The following is a 16751-nucleotide window of genomic DNA, read 5'->3' as shown; positions in this document are numbered from 1 at the left end:
CACCTTCGGCATCTTGCCACCTCCATCGAGGTAACCCACCAGACGCCTTCCATCGTGCCGATGCGCAGGCTCACGGCCGCTCGATGGCCTGTCAGCTCATCCCTCGCTCAGGATCGGATCCAGACCCCTTCTTGCTGAAGCCTCTTGAGGAGAACGCAGGAAAAGTGAGCCGGGCAGGTGACAGTTCCGGGGGCAGGGTATTTCGTCATCCCGATAAGGCCTCGCGGGCGCCATGAAGGGGGACCCCATGCTTTCTGGTAACCGTTCACCGGCTCATGCGGCGTGCGCTAGCTGATTGAGTCTGCCCTTCCTCCAGGTGCGCAATGCGCTCACGCGCCGCTTCCAGCAGCGCCTCCAGCTTCGCAATCCGTGCGTCCTGGGGGGCAAGTTCCGCCACGAGTGGCGGTGTGGTGTGTCACGTCGTGACCACCACCGTCGAGCGCCGTCCCGCCCACCGTCCGCGGCCCGGCAGTCCCCTCAACCAAGCACCAGCCGGTGAACGGTTACGGCCGAAGTAGCGGTTCACCCCCCGGTGTCCCTAACGCACTCCCTTCTTGGCGAGAGTGTCCCCCACCTTGCTGCGGACGTGCTCCCATGCGTCCGTATGGGAGAAGGCGTAGAGCGGTTCTTTCGGAGGAAGGCCCGCTTCCAGCCTTGCGCGCAACGTGTGCAACAGCGCGAGCGCGTCGAGCCGCTTCTGGTCGACGCGATGCTCCGTCACGAAGTGGCGGAAGGCCTCGATCCTGGCCGCGTCGAGCCCTGTCTCCTGGGCCTTCTGGAAGAGCTCGGGCCAGCTCCGGTCCGCGTGGAAGAGGCCCTTGGCGAAGGACTCCAGCATGCGCTGTGTATCCTCGCCCAGTACCCCCGCGGCCCGTGCGGCCTGGAGCGTCGCGCGGATGTTGACCATCGCCTCGGAGAACGGCCGGTAGCCGTCCTCGGCGTCGGCGTGCACCACCGCGACCTCGTCATCGTCCTCCAGTGCACCGCTGGCGAAGGCCTTGAAAACTTCCCCCACGCCCTCCATGCCAAAGGCAGACAGCTCCGCGGCGCGCAGCGCGCCCATGCTCGCGGCGCCGAAGACGTGCACGCCCTGCTTCATTGCCCAGAGGATCTCCTTGTGGGACACCGAGGGCACCCGCTCGAAGTAGCCGTCGATGAGCCCGATGGCCACGGGCTTGCCGAGCGCCGCCCGGTAGAGGTCGCCCTGCGCCGCTGGTGGAAGATAGGTGGCATCGAGCACGCGCGCGCCTTCACTGGCGGAGAGCGTGGGACCCGCGAAAATGATCACGTTCATGGCGTGTCCTCCGAAAGGCGGCGCCGGGCCCGGGCGCCCGGCACGTAGCCGGGGATGTCGTTGAGCGGTTCGAGCCCCGGCACGATGACCCGCACCACCGGGATGCCGAAGGGATGCCGGGTCAAGTCCACCGCGATGGCCTCCCGGAGCCCCACCGCCCGCAGGCGTTCGAGCAGGAGGGCCAGGTCCTCCTCCAGTGTGTCGGTCAGCCTGTCGGGGGCGGAGTGGAAGCCCTGGACCTGGGGCTCGGTACGAAGCCGGTCCCGCATCCGCAGGGCGGCCTCGTACTCCGCGTCCGGCCCGTGGGGCGTCAGGTGGCGCACGTCCTCGCGCGAGCCCGTGATGAGGGTGAGGCGGCTCTGGGCTGCCTCGGTGAGCGCGCGGGAGAGGGCCACCCCCCGGCAGGGATGGCAGCCCATTCCCCCCATGGGGCCAATGGGCCGCTGGGGCGAGGGGTCCCCATCCACGATGGTGCAGGAGAACGCCGCCACGCCGACGTCGGAGGTGATGTCCCAGATGCCGACCTCCACTCCCGCCCGCGCGTATTGCGCGAGCAGGGCCTGGCAGCCCGGGTCATCCACGGTGCTCAAGTCCACCCGGCGGCGGTCCCGGGCCTCCTGGCTGGAGCAGCGGAAGAGGGTGGCCGCGTCGCGCTCGATGAGCTCGCAGAGCGCATGGTTCACGGCCTCGAGCGGGTGATTGCCCGAGGCCAGGCCGCTGGAGCTCATCAGGAACGAGCCGCTCCCCGAGGGCAGCGGGAGCGTGAAGTCCATGTGGACCATCTCGTAGGGCACCCAGGTGGGGGCCCCGTCGAAGAGGTTCCGGCCCTCCGTCCAGAGCGTGCGGAAGTGGCCGTCGAACCGGCTCACCGACAGCGCTGGCAGCCCCATGACGTCCACCATCCGGTGGGTGAACCGCAGCTCGTTGAAGGTGGCGAGCTTGAGGGGAAGGGTGAGGTGCTCGGCGTGATACAGCTCGATGGCCTCCATCAGCCCGGATGCCCGGGCTGCGGCGAGCGTGGCGCCCTTGCCCTGGGAGACGGAGAGCGAGCGCGCGTTAGGCCGGATGACCATCACCACCGGGATACCGATGGTGTCCAGGCCCGTGACGTTGGCGACGCGGGTGATGCCCATCACGGGCAGCAGGCTCCGCACGCGTTCGACTGTCGCCTCCGGCGCGTGGAGCCGGTGCGTGCCGGCGTGGAAGCCCTTGGGGGTTGTCATCAACGGTCGAGCTTGAAGCTCGCGAGATTCAGCACGTAGCAGGTGACGTATGGCTCCGGTTCGGCCGCGTGCTTGAGCTTTTGCTGGGCCTCCTTCGCGCCCGTTATGTCCGCCACGATGACATTGTTTTCAATCATGGACTGGAGGATGTGATTGGGGTTCACGCTGCCGCCGCTTCCATCCGCGAACATGTGCCAATACCTGTTATCCGCGCCGACGATGACCACCGAGCCGCAGAAGAAGGTCAGATGCGCGGTCTGGCACGACTCCGGGTCATGCGCCATGACATCGATTTGACCGAAGGCCATGCCGTCAACTTCGATAATCTGGTTGTTGGACGATTCTTTCGGAGGAGTGCGGCTGTTCACGAGCTTGGGCGGTGAGCAGGACCACTGGATCTTCGCCTCGGGATCGGCATGGAGCACCTTCAGTTGCGCGGTGCTGCCCACCTCCAAGTGATGCCTGCCGCCAGCGGTCTTCCTCCGGGGGTTGCCGAACGGGTCGTGATCAGGCGAGGTGAGCACCTTGAACTGAATGGCCAATTTTCCGTGATGTGGCATCGGGGGCATGCTTCCTTGTGTCTGGGGTTGTGAGGGGGCTACAGATAGCCAGCGCGCTGTGCTGCCTTGAGAACGTGTTGGAGATCCATCCGCTCCTCCTGGGCCTTGCGGATGGCGGAGGTGAGCGGTTCGGGCAGTCGCTGCTGAGTCGTTTGCAGGAGCCGTTCCAACTGCCGGGCGGCCTCCGCCATGCGTCCCTCGCTCCCGTTCAGCTGGAGCAGGGGGAGCAGGGCCATCCATTCGAAAGGGTAGACGCGGGAGGTCGAGGCCCAGAGCTGGAGGGCGGCCTCGCACTCACTCCTCGCTTCATCGGTTCTGCCCTCGCGCAGGGCCACCCAACCCAGGTTGGCCCGGGCCGCGCCAACATAGCTCGTCATGTTCCCGGCCTCGGCGGCCCGCAGGCTCCGGGTCGCGGCTTCCCGCGTCGCTTCGATGGCGCCCTGCCGCCGGTGGATCTGCGGCAGGTAGGCGAGCCCGTAGGCCTCCATGGCCACGTCCCCCGTGCGCCGGGCCTGCTCCACCGTCAGGGCCATTCGGGCCGCGGCCTCCTCCAGCGCGCCGTGCCACAGCAGCACGCACGCGAGCACGCACTCCGCCTCGGCGCGCTCCGCCGGGCTGTGCGCGGCCTCGCTGGCCCGCAGGTAGTCCCGGGCGAAGCGCACGGTCTCCTCCGAGACGAGATAGCGCTCCGCACGCAGGTTGCGCTGCACGCGCACCTGGAAGAAGCGGGCCCGCTGTAGGGGTGTGCCGTGCCGCTCGATGCTGGGCTGGAGGTCGCGGGACAGCTCCTCCATCACGTCCAGCCGCGCCGTCCAGTAGTGCACCGCGAGCTGATCCAGCCGTGCCTGGAGCCACTCGCTCCACCACGCCTCCGCGGCTTCGGAAGGGGTTTCACCCAGGACCTTCTCCGCGGTGAGGTAGGCCGTGAGCGCGGCTTCATGCGCGTGCTGCGTCTCCCAGGACTTGCCCGCCTTGCGATGCAGGCGCGCGAGATCCATGCGCTTTCCTGGGGCGGTGCCCTCTAGTGCGAACGCATACGAGGACCGGGCCTCCTCGTGCCGTCCCACGAGGGAGAGCACGTCTCCGAGCGCCTCGTGGAGCAGGATGGCCCGGAGCCGCTCTCCGGCCTGATGCATCTCGTGGAGCACGGCCTGGTAGAGGCGGATGGCCTCCCCGTTGGCGTACGTGGCCCGCGCCCGCTCCGCCGCGTGGCCCAGGTAGAGGATCGCCTTGTCGTGGAGGCCCGCCTGCGAGAAGTGGTGCCCGAGCTCCGGGAAGAGGTCGGGGACGTCGCGGAAGCGCGACTCCAGCAGGTGCGCCGCGCCCAGGTGGAGCTCGCGCCGCCGCTCCAGGGCCATGCGCCCGTAGGCGATCTCCCGGAACCTGTCGTGGACGAAGCGCAGCCGTCCGGAGGCGGTCTCCTCTATGAGCTGGCGCCTGCGCAGCTCCCCGAGCCCGTCGAGCACCTCCGCCTCCGCGAGCCCGGCCAGCGTGGGCAGCAGCGCGCTGTCGAACTCGCGGCCCAGGACCGAGGCGTGCTCCACCAGCGTCCGCCCGGCGTCGCCCACGAGGGACAGGCGGCGCTCGATGAGCGCGGCCAGCGTGTGCGGCAGGAGCAGGTGGCGGCCCAGCCTGTCCGTCGCGGCTCCAGGCCAGCGGAGCTTCCAGGCTCCGTTCCTGTCCCGCACCAGCAGCCCCTCGTCGATGGCCGCGCGCAGGTACTCCGCGACGAAGAAGGGATTGCCGGAGGCGCTGTCCGCCAGGAAGTCCACCAGCTCCGCCGGTGACTCGCGCAAGGCCAGCATCCCGGCCACCAGCGTCCCCACGCTCACCGTGTCGAGCCGGCCGAGCGCAATCCGCCGGATCCCCGGCGAGCCCAGGAGCGCCGTGAGCTCCGCGCCGGTCTCCCCCAGGCGGCAGGTGCCCAGGATGAGCAGCCCGGGTTCCCCGCCCCGGTCGGCCAGCGTCTTCAGGAACGCGAGGGAGAGCTCGTCGGCCCATTGCAGGTCGTCGAGGACAAGCAGGACGGGCTGCTCCTCCGTGAGCGCCGCGAATGCCTTGCGCAACGCCTCCAGGATGCGTGGCTGCGCCGCGGACGGCGGGAGCACCGGGAGCTCCGGCAGGCTCCGCACCCAGGGAAGCTCCGCCAGCGCGGGCTCATAGAGCGCGAGCCACCTGGCGCCGTTGCCCAGGAGCCGCTCCGCCTCCGTGTCGCCCCGCTCGCGGCAGCGGTCCGCGACCCATTGCAGGAGCGGGCGGAAGGGATGGAGCGCGACGGCTATCCGTCCCTGCTCCAGGGATGACATGTCCAACAGGGTGCACTGCCCGGTCACCGTCCTCACCTGACGCCGGGAGGCGAGCAGGGCCACCTCCATGGCGAGCCGCGTCTTGCCCACACCGCTCTCACCCTCCAGGAGGATGAGCTGTCCGCGCTGCTCCTGGCGCAGTTGATCCAACGCGCTTCCCAGGTCCGCCAGCGGGCCCGCGCGGCCTTCGAGCCCGGGACGATAGAGGTAGCTCCTGGGCCGTGGCGTGCCCTCGCGCTCGTCGCCTTCGACACCCAACGTGTCGAGCACGTGGGCCACGTCCTCGGCGTAGCCGAGCCGGGCCTCCGGGCGCTTCTCGAGGAGCCGCAGCACGAGCCAGTCGAGCTCTTCCGGGAGGCCTTCGACGTAGCGCGAGGGGGGCGCGGGCGGCTCGTTCAGGTGCTGGAACACGATGGAGCCGGCCCACGAGCCGATGAACGGCGGGCGGCCCACGAGGCACTCATAGAGGATGCAGCCCAGCGCGTAGAGATCCGCTCGCGCATCCACCAGCTCGCCCCGCAGTTGCTCGGGCGCCATGTAGGCCACGCTGCCCACGACGCGCCCTTCGGCGGCCAGCTCCTCGCGGCTCGCGGCGCCGCTGAAGGACGCGGCGATGCCCAGGTCCACGAGCACGGGCCGTCCGTCCTCGCGGATGAAGATGTTCTCCGGCTTGAGGTCCCGGTGGACGAAGCCCTCGCCGTGCAGGTGCGCGAGTGGCGCGCAGAGCCTTCGAATCATGGACAGCCGCGCACGCAGCGCGGGCAGGTCGAACCCGATGCGCTCCCCTGGGGCCGCGGGCGCGGGGAGGGTTTCAGACATCTCGCCCGTCGCGGCGGTTTCAGTGGACGTGGGCAGGCTTGCCCCGGACATGGCCCCGAGGTGGCTTCGCAGGGTTCCCCCCTCGAAGAGCTCCATCACGTAGTAGGGCAGTCCCTCCGAGAAACCTTCGTCGAGGATGCGCGCGATGCCCGGATGGTTCAGTCGCCGAAGCGCATGGATCTCCCGGCGGATGCCCGCGAGCAAGACTTCCGAGGACGCACGGACCGTCTTGAGGGCCACCGGCACCGCGTGCTCGCGGTGCTCCGCCCGGTACACCACCCCCATCCCGCCACGGCCCAGGATGCGGGTGATCCGATAGTCCCCGAGCATGAAGGGCAGCGCCGTGGAGGGCTCGCCCGGCCTTGAGATGAGAGTCATTGGGAGCGGGCTACGGCTTCTTGAGACCCAGGACCTTCATCCGATAGGACAGGGTCCGCACGGGGATTCCCAGACGCTTCGCCGCCTCGGTCCGGTTCCAACCCGTCGCGACGAGCGCCTCCTGGACGAGCCGCGCCTCGTAGTCCCGCAGCCGCTCGCGAGCCGGGTCCGGGGCTTCTTGCCCGGGCCCGGGCACGGGTGGCGCGGCGGGAGGCCGCGGTGCGCCCGCTGCCTGCACTCGCGCTGGCAGGTCGCTGGGGGTGAGCAGCGCACCCCGTGCGACCACGACGGCGCGTTCGATGGCGTTCTTCAGCTCGCGCACGTTCCCGGGCCAGGAGTAGGCCCGCAGCAGCTCCAGCGTCGCGGGCTCGAAGCCCTGGACCGCGCGGCCGTTGCTCTCGTTGGCGAGCCGCAGGAAGCGGTGCACGAGCGGTTCGATTTCATCCTGCCGCTCTCGCAGCGGGGGAATGGCCAGGATGATGGCGTTGAGCCGGTAGTAGAGGTCCTCCCGGAAGCTCCCGGCGGCCACCATGCTCTCGAGGTCCCGGTGCGTCGCCGCGACGACGCGGACGTCGACGGTGAGCTCCTTGCTGGCCCCCACCCGTGAGAAGGCGCCGGTCTCCAGCACGCGCAGCAGCGCCACCTGCGCCGCGAGCGGCATCTCGCCAATCTCATCGAGGAAGACCGTGCCGCCGTGGGCCTCCTCGAAGACGCCTTGCTTCAAGGTCCCCGCGCCGGTGAAGGCCCCGCGCTCGTGACCGAAGAGCGTGCTTTCGACGAGCTCCTTGGGAATGGCGCCGCAGTTGACGCGCACCATCCGCTGGGAGCGCCGGGGGCCCTGCTCGTGAAGCAAGCGCGCCAGCACCTCCTTCCCCGTGCCTGTTTCCCCATGGAGGATGACCGGGACGCGAGAGGCCGAGACCTGGCGCGCGGTCTCCAGCAGCCCGTGCATGGCAGCGCCCGCGACGAGGTCGCCCTGGGCCACGGTGCCGCTGTCGAACCACGGCGCCGTCGAGGTCAGCTCCACGGGCTTCTCAGGCCCGGCCCGGTTGGCGGCCGCGCGCGCCAGCTCGATGAGCTCCTCCACCGTGCCGGCCGCTCCCGGGAAGAGCGCTACGCCCACCACGAGCTGGGGGCTGGAGTCGCGCGGAAGGGCGGCGATGGCGTGCGCGAGGCGCGTCGCGTCCTCGGGGCCGGTCTCCGGGAGCAGGAACTGCACGGCGTCGCTGCCGTAGGGCGCCATCCGGTCCACCGGGCGCAGCAGGCCGTGCACGTGCTCCAACCAACGGTGGACGTGCTCATCAATCGAAGGCGGCGCACCCTGGCCCCGGGCCCGCGCGGCGCGCACCACGAGCAGGGCGAAGGGGCGGTGGAACTGCCGCGCCCGTGCCGCCTCGTCGTCCACGGCCTGCCGGAAGAGCGCATCTCCCTCCAGTCGGAGCGACTGCCCCGAACGGCCCAGCGCGTGGATCCGCGCGGGCAGCCCGCCGAGCCGGAACTCATCACCGACTTCGAGCGAGGCCGTCTGGATGCGCCTGCCGGCGACCCAGGTGCCATTGGTCGAGTCGAGATCCTCCACGGTGATGCGCTGGTCGGAGAGCAGCAGGCGCGCATGGACGCGCGAGAGCCGCCGGTCGTGGATGCGCAGGCCGGAGGGCTCGTCACGGCCGAGGGTCAAGGGAACGTCGGGCGTCAGCAACCCCAGCTCGGCGCCATGCTCGTGGTGGACGACCACGGCGATCCGCTGCGCGTACCCCGCGACCCGCTCCTCGCCTCCACCGTTCGTGATGGGGTCCGTCTTGGTGACGCCTGTCGCCTGACGTCGCTGCCCTGCGTGCATGGCGAAAGTATAGAGGAGATGGGCGGCCGGGCAGACAGGGGCTGGGTAGACCCACAAGGCCGGCGGCTTGCCCACTGTTTCACTGGGAGAGCGCCTCGGAGCATGCTCCTTCCTGGAGACCCCGAATGAGATACCTGCTGCTCCTGATTCCCTTGCTTTCGAGCTGTGCCTCGTCACCCCGAAGTGAAGCCCCTCGGGTTTCAGACGCCGACCGGATCGTCCGGGAGCTTTGCGGCAAACAGATGGCGCTGCTGGGGGAGGAATCCCACCACGGCAGCGCCAGGACCGTGGCCTTCAAGGTGGAGTTGACCCGCAGGCTGGTGGAGGAATGCCAGTACGACGCCTTCTTCATCGAGACGGGCACCTATGACTTCCTCCGCATCCAGACGCTGCTGAAAGCGGGCCAGCCCGTCAGCGATGACACGCTCGCGGCTGCCATTGGCGGGATGTGGGCCAGTCCGGAGATGGCGCCCCTGATTCCTTTTCTAGCCGAGCGGCTCCGGGCGGGAACCCTCGCGGTCGGTGGGATTGATGATCAGATCAACCGGGGCACCTGGGCGACGAAAGAGATGGCGCGTGAGCTCAGCCCCTTGTTCACCGGCCCGCGGCAGGCGGAGTGCGGAGCGGCGCTCGATCGGCACCTGGCCTGGCGGTATGACGAAACCCACCCGTACACGGCGGAGACCGCGAAGGACCTCCTGGGCTGCGCGAAGGAGCTGGAGTCGGCGCTCTCCAGGCCCGAAGCGCCAGCGACACCCGCGCAGTCGCAGATCGCCCGCAATCTGGTGAGGAACTTCACCCGTGAGGCTGCCGCGCGGGCCCGGAAGCAGGCTCAGCCTGATGGGCCCTGGGACTGGGGTCATGACATCGCGCGAGATCGCTCCATGTTCATGAACCTGGAATGGCTCCTGTCCCAGTCCCCCCAGCCCCGGAAAGCCATTGTCTGGACTGCCACCGTTCATGCCGCGAAGGACATGTCGAGCCTGGAGACGGACGACCGGCAGAGGATTCCCTTCGGGTCCTTTGTCCGTGAGCGGTTCGGGGACCAGTCCTTCGTGCTGGGGTTCTCCGCGAGCTCCGGGATCCATTCCCTCGGCGCGAGTGCCCGCACGTTTGTCCTCGCACCCGCGACGCCCGATTCGCTGGAGGGCCAGGCGTTCTTGAACCACACCGGGGACACCCGGTATCTGGATGGGCGCCAGCTTCGTGAGCTCGGGCCCAGCGTGGCCCGTCCCCTGAACTACGCTTTCTGGATGAAGGCCCCCTGGGCAACGGTCATGGATGGGCTGGTGATCGTCCGGGAGGAAGCCCCTTCGCGCCCGGTGGCCCGCTAACGCCCCTCCGTACGACCCGGCTGTGAACGCGGCCCCATTCCAGTTGCCCGCGCGCACGGTTGAATGGGCATGCGCCTGCTTCCAGCTTCGAGCCTCCGGGGAAGGGGGCTTTCATGCGGATGGCGCGGTGGATGGTGGGAGGGCTGTGGGCGTCTTGCTTCTGCGCGCTCCCTGCCATGGCTCAAGAAGAGGAGAAGCCCACCGGCCCGCAGCTGGAGGTCTTCGGCTTCGCGATGACCGACTCGGGCTACAACTTCGGGACCATCAACCAGGATTGGTTTGACGTCTTGCGGCCCACGAAGCTGCCCTCGTTCGACGGTGAGTTCGGCGGCGAGGGACGCGTGTTCTTCGGCGTCCGGCAGAGCCGGCTCGGCATCAAGAGCTTCCTTCCCACCAAACTGGGCGACCTGAAGGTCCACCTGGAAGCGGAGTTGTTCGGGGTCGGTGACGAAGCGGGCCAGACGACGTTCCGGTTGAGACACGCTTTCGGTGAGCTCGGCCAGTTCGGCGCCGGCCAGACGTGGAGCGGGTTCATGGACCCGGACGTCTTCCCCAACTCCATCGAGTACTGGGGACCCAACGGCATGGTGTTCTTCCGCAACGCCCAGATCCGCTGGCGCCCGCTCCAGGGGCCCGCGCACGAGTTGCACCTGTCCCTCGAAAGTCCGGGCGGCTCGGCGGACGTCGACAACTACTCCCAGCGCATCGAACTGGAGGGCGTCACCTCACGCTTCCCCGCGCCCGACGTGGTGGCCCACTACCGGTACAGCGGCGGCTTCGGTCACGTGCAACTCGCGGGCATCGTGCGGTACCTCCGGTGGGATGACCTGAACGGCGATGCCATCGACCTGGCCGGGGACACCGTGGGGGCGGGCGTCGCCTTGAGCTCGAACCTGAAGCTCCCCTGGAAGAAGGCCGTGCTCCGGCTCCAGGTCGTCTATGGCAAGGCCATTGAGAACTACATGAACGACGCCGGCGCGGACGTCGCCGTCCAGCTGAACCCGGCCGGATCCGCGAAGCCGGTCGAGGGCGTGGGCCTGAAGATGTTGAGCACGGTCGCCTTCCTGGATTTGACCTGGAGCGAGCTGTTCACCAGCACGATTGGCCATTCGTTCGTCAACGTCGTGAACTCGAATGGCCAGGGAGACAACGCGTTCAGCGCTGGCAATTACGCCCTGGCGAACGTGCTGGTCCATCCGACGGAGGACCTCTTCTTCGGTCCGGAGTTCTCGTGGGGACAACGCCGCAACTTCCGGGGCGGCTACATCTACGATGACTTCCGGCTGCAGTTCTCGATGCAGTACTCGTTCGACCACACGTTCAAGAAGGAGAAGTGACGCCTACCGCGGCGAGGGCCGGGCCGCCGGCCGCTTCGCGACGTGGAAGACGTTGCCGCCCAGGTCCTTCACGATGGACTCGATGGCCCGCTGCGAGCGCACGCTGTTGCCCGCTTCGTCCAGAGGAGGAGCGAACGCGGCCACCGCGTACTTGCCGGGTACCACCGCGACGATGCCGCCTCCCACGCCGCTCTTGGCGGGCACGCCCACGTCATAGGCCCAGGTGCCGGAGTCCTCGTAGAGGCCGGCGGTCATCATCACCGCGAGCGTGTGCGCGGCGACGTCCGGACTCACCACCGTCTTGCCGGTGAGGGGATTGGTGCCGCCCGTGGCGAGGGTTGCGCCCATCGCGGCCAGGTCCTTCACGTTCACCGCCACCGAGCACTGCCGCGTGTAGACGTCGAGCGCCTCCGCCGGGCTGCCGGGAATCACTTCATACGCCTTGAGTAGATCCGCGATGGAGCGGTTGCGGGTGTTGGTCTCCGCCTCGGACTTGTAGATCTGCTGGTCCACGGAGAGGTTGCGTCCCGCGAACGCGCTGAGGTTGTTGATGACGCTGTTCCAGCGCGCGTCCGCGTTGGCGGCCTTCAGGTTCCCCACCGTGGCGATGGCGCCCGCGTTCACCAGGGGATTGCCGGTGGGAGGTTCCTCCTGCTGCTTGTTCCGCTCAATCGCCTCGATGGAGTTGAAGGGGAGGCCGGTGGCGTTCACCCCCAGCTTGTCCTCCATCTTCTGGACTCCCATCTCCGACATCAGCCTGGCCGCCGTGAAGGGCTTGGAGATGGATTGGATGGAGAACGCGTGGTCGGTGTCTCCAACGGAGTAGACCTTCCCGTCCACGGTGAGGATGGCGATGCCGAACAGCTTCGGATCGACCTTGGCGAGCGCCGGGATGTAGTCGGCGTTCTTGCCTTCGGTGACGGCCTTGTTCGCTGAATAGGCCCGCTGCATGGCGGACTGGAACTCCGCGTCGGTGGGGAGCCCGGTCGCGGCCGTTTGTGCCGAAGCGCTCGTCGTGAGCGTGATGGCGGCGATCGCCGCCAGGAGAACACTCCAGCGACCCTGGTTGCCTGCGAGCATGGGGGCTCCTCCCGTTGTGAATGCCTTTCACGGCGGAACGTAGTTCTCCATCGACGGTAGGACAGCCTTGGGGGAGGGGGCTTCACGGGCGCCCCTCCGCCCGTCAGACATCGCGCATGCACCCGGGGGCGGCTCTCCCTGGAGGGATGGGCATGCATAGCGTGCGGCTCCCTGCCCGGAGGCTGGCGATGGCTCGATGGTGTCCGTGGTTCGCGCTCGGCCTGCTCCTGGCTTCGGACGCCGTGGCGCAGACCCCCAAGCGGTCCTTCCTCTTCAATGACTCCCACGTGCACCTGACCAACTACGTCCAGGAGGGCTGCGACATCCGCCACATGCTGCGCGTGATGGGAGACAAGGTCGGACGGGCCACGCTGTTCGGCATCCCCTTGCAGCAGCAGTGGTCCTACCGGGTGTCTGGGAACGCCGCACCCACCTACTACCTGCAGACGGATGCGCCGCTCTACTACTACTCCTTCACGGATGCGTTCATCGCGAACGCGTACCTGTCCCTGCCGAAGGAACAGCGCGCGCGCTTCGAGCCGATGATCACCGGCTTCAATCCGACGGACATGTACGCGGCGGATCACATCCGGCGGGTGCTCACGGTCTACCCCGGCGTGTTCAGCGGCATTGGCGAGTTCACCATCCACAAGGAGTTCGTCTCCTCGAAGGTCGCGGGCGAGGTGGCCAGCCTGACCGACCCGGCCCTCGACCGCCTCCTGGACTTCGCCGGTGAAGTGGGCCTGGTGGTGCTCCTGCACAACGACCTGGACGCTCCCTTCGCGGAAGAGGGGTCGACGCCGGTCCACCTGGAGCAGATCAAGGCCCTGTTCAAGCGGCATCCGAAGACGACCATCATCTGGGCGCACGTCGGTGTCGGCCGGGTGGTGCGTCCGGTGGAACACCACATCGAGTTGATAGAGGGGATCCTGGCGGACCCGGACCTTCGGCACGTGTCCATGGACATCTCCTGGTCCGAGGTCGCCAAGTACGCGGTGGCCACTCCGGAGACCGCACGAAGGGTGGCGGAGACGATCAACCGGTATCCGGAGCGCTTCCTCTTCGGCACCGATGAGGTCTCGCCCGAGAGCCAGTCCAAGTACCTGCGCGTCTACACGCAGTATGCGCCCATGCTGGAGATGCTGTCCCCGACAGCCCGCGCGAAGCTGCTCCAGGGCAACTTCGCGCGGCTCTTCGACGCGGCCCGGCTCAAGGTCCGCGCGTGGGAGCGCTCCCAACGACCCCCCGCTGCTTCTCCCTGAGCGCGCCATGTCCCCGCACTTCCGTCGACGCTGTCTCGCGACCCTGCTGGCGCTGCTCGCCGGTGCGCTGGCACTCCTTCCCTTGCGCGCCATGGCCCAGGATGATGCCGCGGTCACTCCTCCGGCGGACACGACTCCCGTGGATGACCAGGACCTGGAGCCCGCGGAGAACACCGTCGCTGGCGAGTTCACGCCGGCCCGGGGCTTTCAACTGCTGAAGACCGACTGGGGCAGCCTGAACATCAGCCTCTATGGGTTGGTGCGCTATGTGAATCAACTCCCGGGGAATCAGATCTTCATCGACCATCTGGGACGCGAGCACGAGGTCAAGACCCGCAACGACATCAACTGGCACCGCACGATGATCTGGTTCTCGGGCTTCGCGCTGCATCCGCGCCTGAGCTACACGGTGACCGTCTGGTCGCTGCCCACCACGCAGCAGACGCTGGCCTTCGGCAACCTGCAGTTCAAGTTCAACAAGGCCCTCACGCTGGGCGCCGGCATCGGCCCCACGCTCACCTCGCGTTCGATGCAGGGCTCCCATCCGTTCTGGGCTTCCAGCGACCGGCAGATGGGCGAGGAGTTCTTTCGCGGCGGGTTCTCCTCCGCGGTGTGGCTGAAGGGCGAGCCCCTCTCACGGTTCTTCTACACGGTCTCCTTGAACACGAACCTGAGCCAGCTGGGCATCACCGCCACCAATGACTCGCGCGACCTGGCCTACAGCGCTTCCATTTCGTGGATGCCCACCACCGGCGAGTATGGCCTGCGGGGGGGCCTGGCGGACTTCGAGGAGCACCCGCGGGTGGCGACGCGCTTCGGAATCTCCGCCGCGCATGCGCGGGAGGACCGGGCGAACCAGCTGGGCTCACCTCCCAACGAGACGCAGATCCGCCTCTCCGATGGGCTGTTGGCCTTCGAGGAGGGCGCGCTCGCGGATGGCGTGACGGTCCAGAAGCTCAACTACCAGGTGCTGGCGTTCGACGTCGGGGCGAAGTACCGGGGCTTCACCTTCCAGGGGGAGTACTTCTTCCGGCGGCTCTCGAACTTCCTGGCCACCGGGCCATTGCCGCAGGACTCCATCTTCGACCAGGGCTTCTTCGCCCAGGCCATGTACATGGTCGTCCCGAAATACGTGGGCGTGTACTCCTCCGGCTCGCTGGTGTTCGATGAGTTCGACCGCAGGCCCTGGGAGCTGTCGGGCGGCGTCAGCGTGTTCCCCATGGCCGCGCGCAGCTGGCGGTTGAACCTGCACTTCATCTACGTCCAGCGCAGCCCCACCGGGTCCAGCTTCGGCTTCTACACCGCTGGGCAGACGGGGCCGACCCTCTCGGTGGGCACCGACATCCTGCTCTGACGACGGTGCGTCGCGGCGTCAGAGAATGCTCTTACCGAGCTCCAGCATCACCTCGATGAAGCGCCGGTCGGCGAGGAGCAGGGGCACCATGGGGGCCATGGCCGCGGCGACGACGGCCAGCGCGGCGCGGATGTCCACCGGGAACCAGCGCATGCCGCGCGCCGTGGTGAAGGACGTATTCAGGTCTGTTTGTGAGGAGAACTCGGGCGCGCCCAGCGGGTTCAGCCCCTCCGGTAGCTCGCGGTGGAACCACCGCTGCTCGAAACGCCGCGAGTGCCAGGCCGCCACGCCCGAGTAGGCATGGTCCCCCCTTCGCTTCGCCAGCAGGAGCTGACGGAAGAAGAACATCAGCGGCGAGAAGACGACGGTAAGGCAGATGATCGAGAAGGCGGCCAGGTGAATGGCGTAGCCGGTGAAGTTCGCGGTGGAGGCGTGCGCCAGACGCTGCGCGGTGAGCGTGGCGGACAACGCGAGGACGATGACCGAGAAGCTTGCCTGGCAGGTGCCCAGGAAGCCCATTCCGCCCGCCGAGTCCGGATGGGTGGGCACGAGCGAGAGGGGCAGCCTGGAGACCTTGAACAGGAAGATCGCCCACAGGATCCCCCGCCACAGCCAGCGAAGGAGCACGAACCGGATGATCGGCATGCTCACCGCGAGGTACCACCACCCGGCCGGGGTGAGCGGGCCCCCGGGCTCCGCATGGAGCCAGTCCGGACGGTTCGGCAGGTAGGGCACGTGCAAGAAGGACGGGGCGAAGGAGACGACCAGCAACCCGGCCTCGATGACGCCGCTTCGCCGCCCCCGCGCCGCGTCGCGAGCAATGGCCTCGTAGCGGGGCAGGTGCTTCGCATCAATCAGCTCCGCGATGACGAAATGGCGCACGGCCGCCGCGAGGCGCCTGTCGATGTATCCATCGGCCGCGATGAGCAGCGGCAGGGACACCAGGAACTCGACATGGGTCGCCACGTTGCGCAGGAAGGCGTGTGCCAGCGGCCCGCCCTCCAGGAGAGACAGGACGAGGAGCGGCAGCCAGCTCACCAGCATCAGGCTGGCGACGCGCACGGGCATCGAGACCCGGTCGAGACGGGGGAAGCGGTGCCGCCGGTCGAGTGATGTTCCCTGGACCAGCGAGAAGTCGAGCAGCGAGGCGGGGACGTCCATGGCAATCCAAAAGCTGTGCCGTGGGTGCGTCTCCTGCCAGTCCGCGAAGCAGCCAGGCCGTGCGAAGGCAGGTCACCCATAGCGCTGACGCGGGCATGCAGCCGTTCATCCGTTTCCGTCCTGGCCAGGCCGCCTTCGCCTTTGTCCGGCGACGGCTACGGCCTGCGGGCCTGCTCTTGCGACGGCAGGCCCAGGGCGGTCGCCAGTTCGGTGAGCTTCGCCTGCACCTTGCGCATGTTCTCCGGGCCCATGCGCAGCAGGTGCTTCTCCGCCGCACCCAGCGCTTCCAGGTTCGGATCCGCGTAGACGTAGAGCGCGCCCTTCGTCGTGAGCTCCGGAGGCGTCTTGGGGACGGAGACCCGGGTGAGACGCCCGATGGCCTGCGACAGGGTCGCATCCAGGCTCCGGCCCGGCGGGGCCAGCTCCGCGTGGGCGGCGTCCAGCAGCGGCTTGAGCTCCTGATACACCTGTCCCGCCTTCTTCGCGTCCAGCGAGGTGATGACGCGGGCCACGCCGTCGTAACGGGTATGGCTTTCCGGCGCCGTCACCGTGTGGCCATGACGCTTTGTCACGCGGAAGGTCCCGGCGGGCGCCATGAAGGACAGCGGCATGCGCGGGCTCTGGCCTTCGGCGACAAGGTTCACGGACGCGGCGAAGCGGCGGGACAGGTCCTCGGAGGACAGCCAGCGCGCGTAGTCCGTGTCGCTGGAGAGTCCCTTCAACAGTTCCCTCACGCGCGAGTCGGTGCCGGAGAGCTGCACCGCCGGGGGCGGAGGTGGCGCCGGGGGCGTGGGCTCGGCGAT

At 68.4% G+C, this 16751-nt stretch carries 12 protein-coding genes; 4 read left to right on the top strand and 8 right to left on the bottom strand.

Annotated features, from left to right (window positions below; all coding sequences use genetic code 11):
• Nucleotides 1–538: 538 nt before the first annotated feature.
• The 5 genes from D7Y11_RS35500 to D7Y11_RS35480 are packed head-to-tail and all read right to left on the bottom strand — an operon-like array spanning nt 539 to nt 8420.
• The gene (locus D7Y11_RS35500; protein ID WP_126935901.1) at nt 539–1294 is read right to left on the bottom strand and encodes a TfuA-like protein; all 756 of its coding nucleotides are present in this window, start codon (nt 1292–1294) and stop codon (nt 539–541) included.
• Entirely contained in the window at nt 1291–2517 is a 1227-nt protein-coding gene (locus D7Y11_RS35495) for a YcaO-like family protein (RefSeq protein ID WP_126935900.1), read from the bottom strand. Before D7Y11_RS35495 ends, D7Y11_RS35500 begins: the two co-directional genes overlap by 4 nt.
• Nucleotides 2517–3077 carry a hypothetical protein gene (locus D7Y11_RS35490; RefSeq protein ID WP_126935899.1) on the bottom strand — a complete coding sequence of 187 codons (561 nt, stop codon included), beginning with the start codon at nt 3075–3077 and terminating at the stop codon, nt 2517–2519. The genes D7Y11_RS35495 and D7Y11_RS35490 overlap by 1 nt, the downstream gene beginning before the upstream one ends.
• A 38-nt stretch (nt 3078–3115) precedes the next feature.
• A complete protein-coding gene (locus D7Y11_RS35485; RefSeq protein WP_126935898.1) occupies nt 3116–6580 on the bottom strand; it encodes a serine/threonine-protein kinase PknK in 3465 nt (1154 codons plus the stop codon).
• Nucleotides 6581–6590: 10 nt separating this feature from the next.
• Nucleotides 6591–8420, bottom strand: a complete 1830-nt coding sequence (locus D7Y11_RS35480; protein WP_126935897.1) for a sigma 54-interacting transcriptional regulator — start codon at nt 8418–8420, stop codon at nt 6591–6593.
• Between the two features lie 242 nt (nt 8421–8662).
• On the opposite strand from D7Y11_RS35480, the gene D7Y11_RS35475 reads away from it, so the two are divergent.
• Complete coding sequence (locus D7Y11_RS35475) at nt 8663–9754, top strand: erythromycin esterase family protein (RefSeq protein WP_233607491.1); 1092 nt, start codon at nt 8663–8665, stop codon at nt 9752–9754.
• A gap of 176 nt (nt 9755–9930) precedes the next feature.
• Nucleotides 9931–11091, top strand: coding sequence for a DcaP family trimeric outer membrane transporter (locus tag D7Y11_RS35470; RefSeq protein WP_199753875.1), 1161 nt, complete (start codon nt 9931–9933; stop codon nt 11089–11091).
• Nucleotides 11092–11094: 3 nt separating this feature from the next.
• Here D7Y11_RS35470 and glsA read toward each other — a convergent pair whose 3' ends face one another.
• Nucleotides 11095–12171, bottom strand: a complete 1077-nt coding sequence (gene glsA, locus D7Y11_RS35465) for a glutaminase A (protein ID WP_126935895.1) — start codon at nt 12169–12171, stop codon at nt 11095–11097.
• 188 nt (nt 12172–12359) lie between these two features.
• Here glsA and D7Y11_RS35460 point away from each other — a divergent pair, with 188 nt between their 5' ends.
• Together D7Y11_RS35460 and D7Y11_RS35455 are read left to right on the top strand one after the other, a co-directional pair.
• Complete coding sequence (locus D7Y11_RS35460; RefSeq protein WP_126935894.1) at nt 12360–13433, top strand: amidohydrolase family protein; 1074 nt, start codon at nt 12360–12362, stop codon at nt 13431–13433.
• Nucleotides 13434–13440: 7 nt separating this feature from the next.
• Nucleotides 13441–14787, top strand: a complete 1347-nt coding sequence (locus D7Y11_RS35455; RefSeq protein WP_120574282.1) for a hypothetical protein — start codon at nt 13441–13443, stop codon at nt 14785–14787.
• An 18-nt stretch (nt 14788–14805) separates the two neighbouring features.
• Here D7Y11_RS35455 and D7Y11_RS35450 read toward each other — a convergent pair whose 3' ends face one another.
• Both D7Y11_RS35450 and D7Y11_RS35445 read right to left on the bottom strand, forming a co-directional pair.
• A complete protein-coding gene (locus D7Y11_RS35450) occupies nt 14806–15948 on the bottom strand; it encodes a hypothetical protein (RefSeq protein ID WP_120574281.1) in 1143 nt (380 codons plus the stop codon).
• A gap of 155 nt (nt 15949–16103) precedes the next feature.
• A partial coding sequence (locus D7Y11_RS35445) for a DUF3014 domain-containing protein (RefSeq protein WP_126935893.1) occupies nt 16104–16751 on the bottom strand: 648 nt, incomplete at its 5' end.

Origin of the sequence: Corallococcus sp. AB018 (genome assembly GCF_003986945.1) — a bacterium.
GTDB classification, from domain to species: domain Bacteria; phylum Myxococcota; class Myxococcia; order Myxococcales; family Myxococcaceae; genus Corallococcus; species Corallococcus exiguus.
The sequence above is the reverse complement of the archived record's forward strand: the minus strand, read 5'-3'. Positions and strand labels throughout refer to the sequence as shown.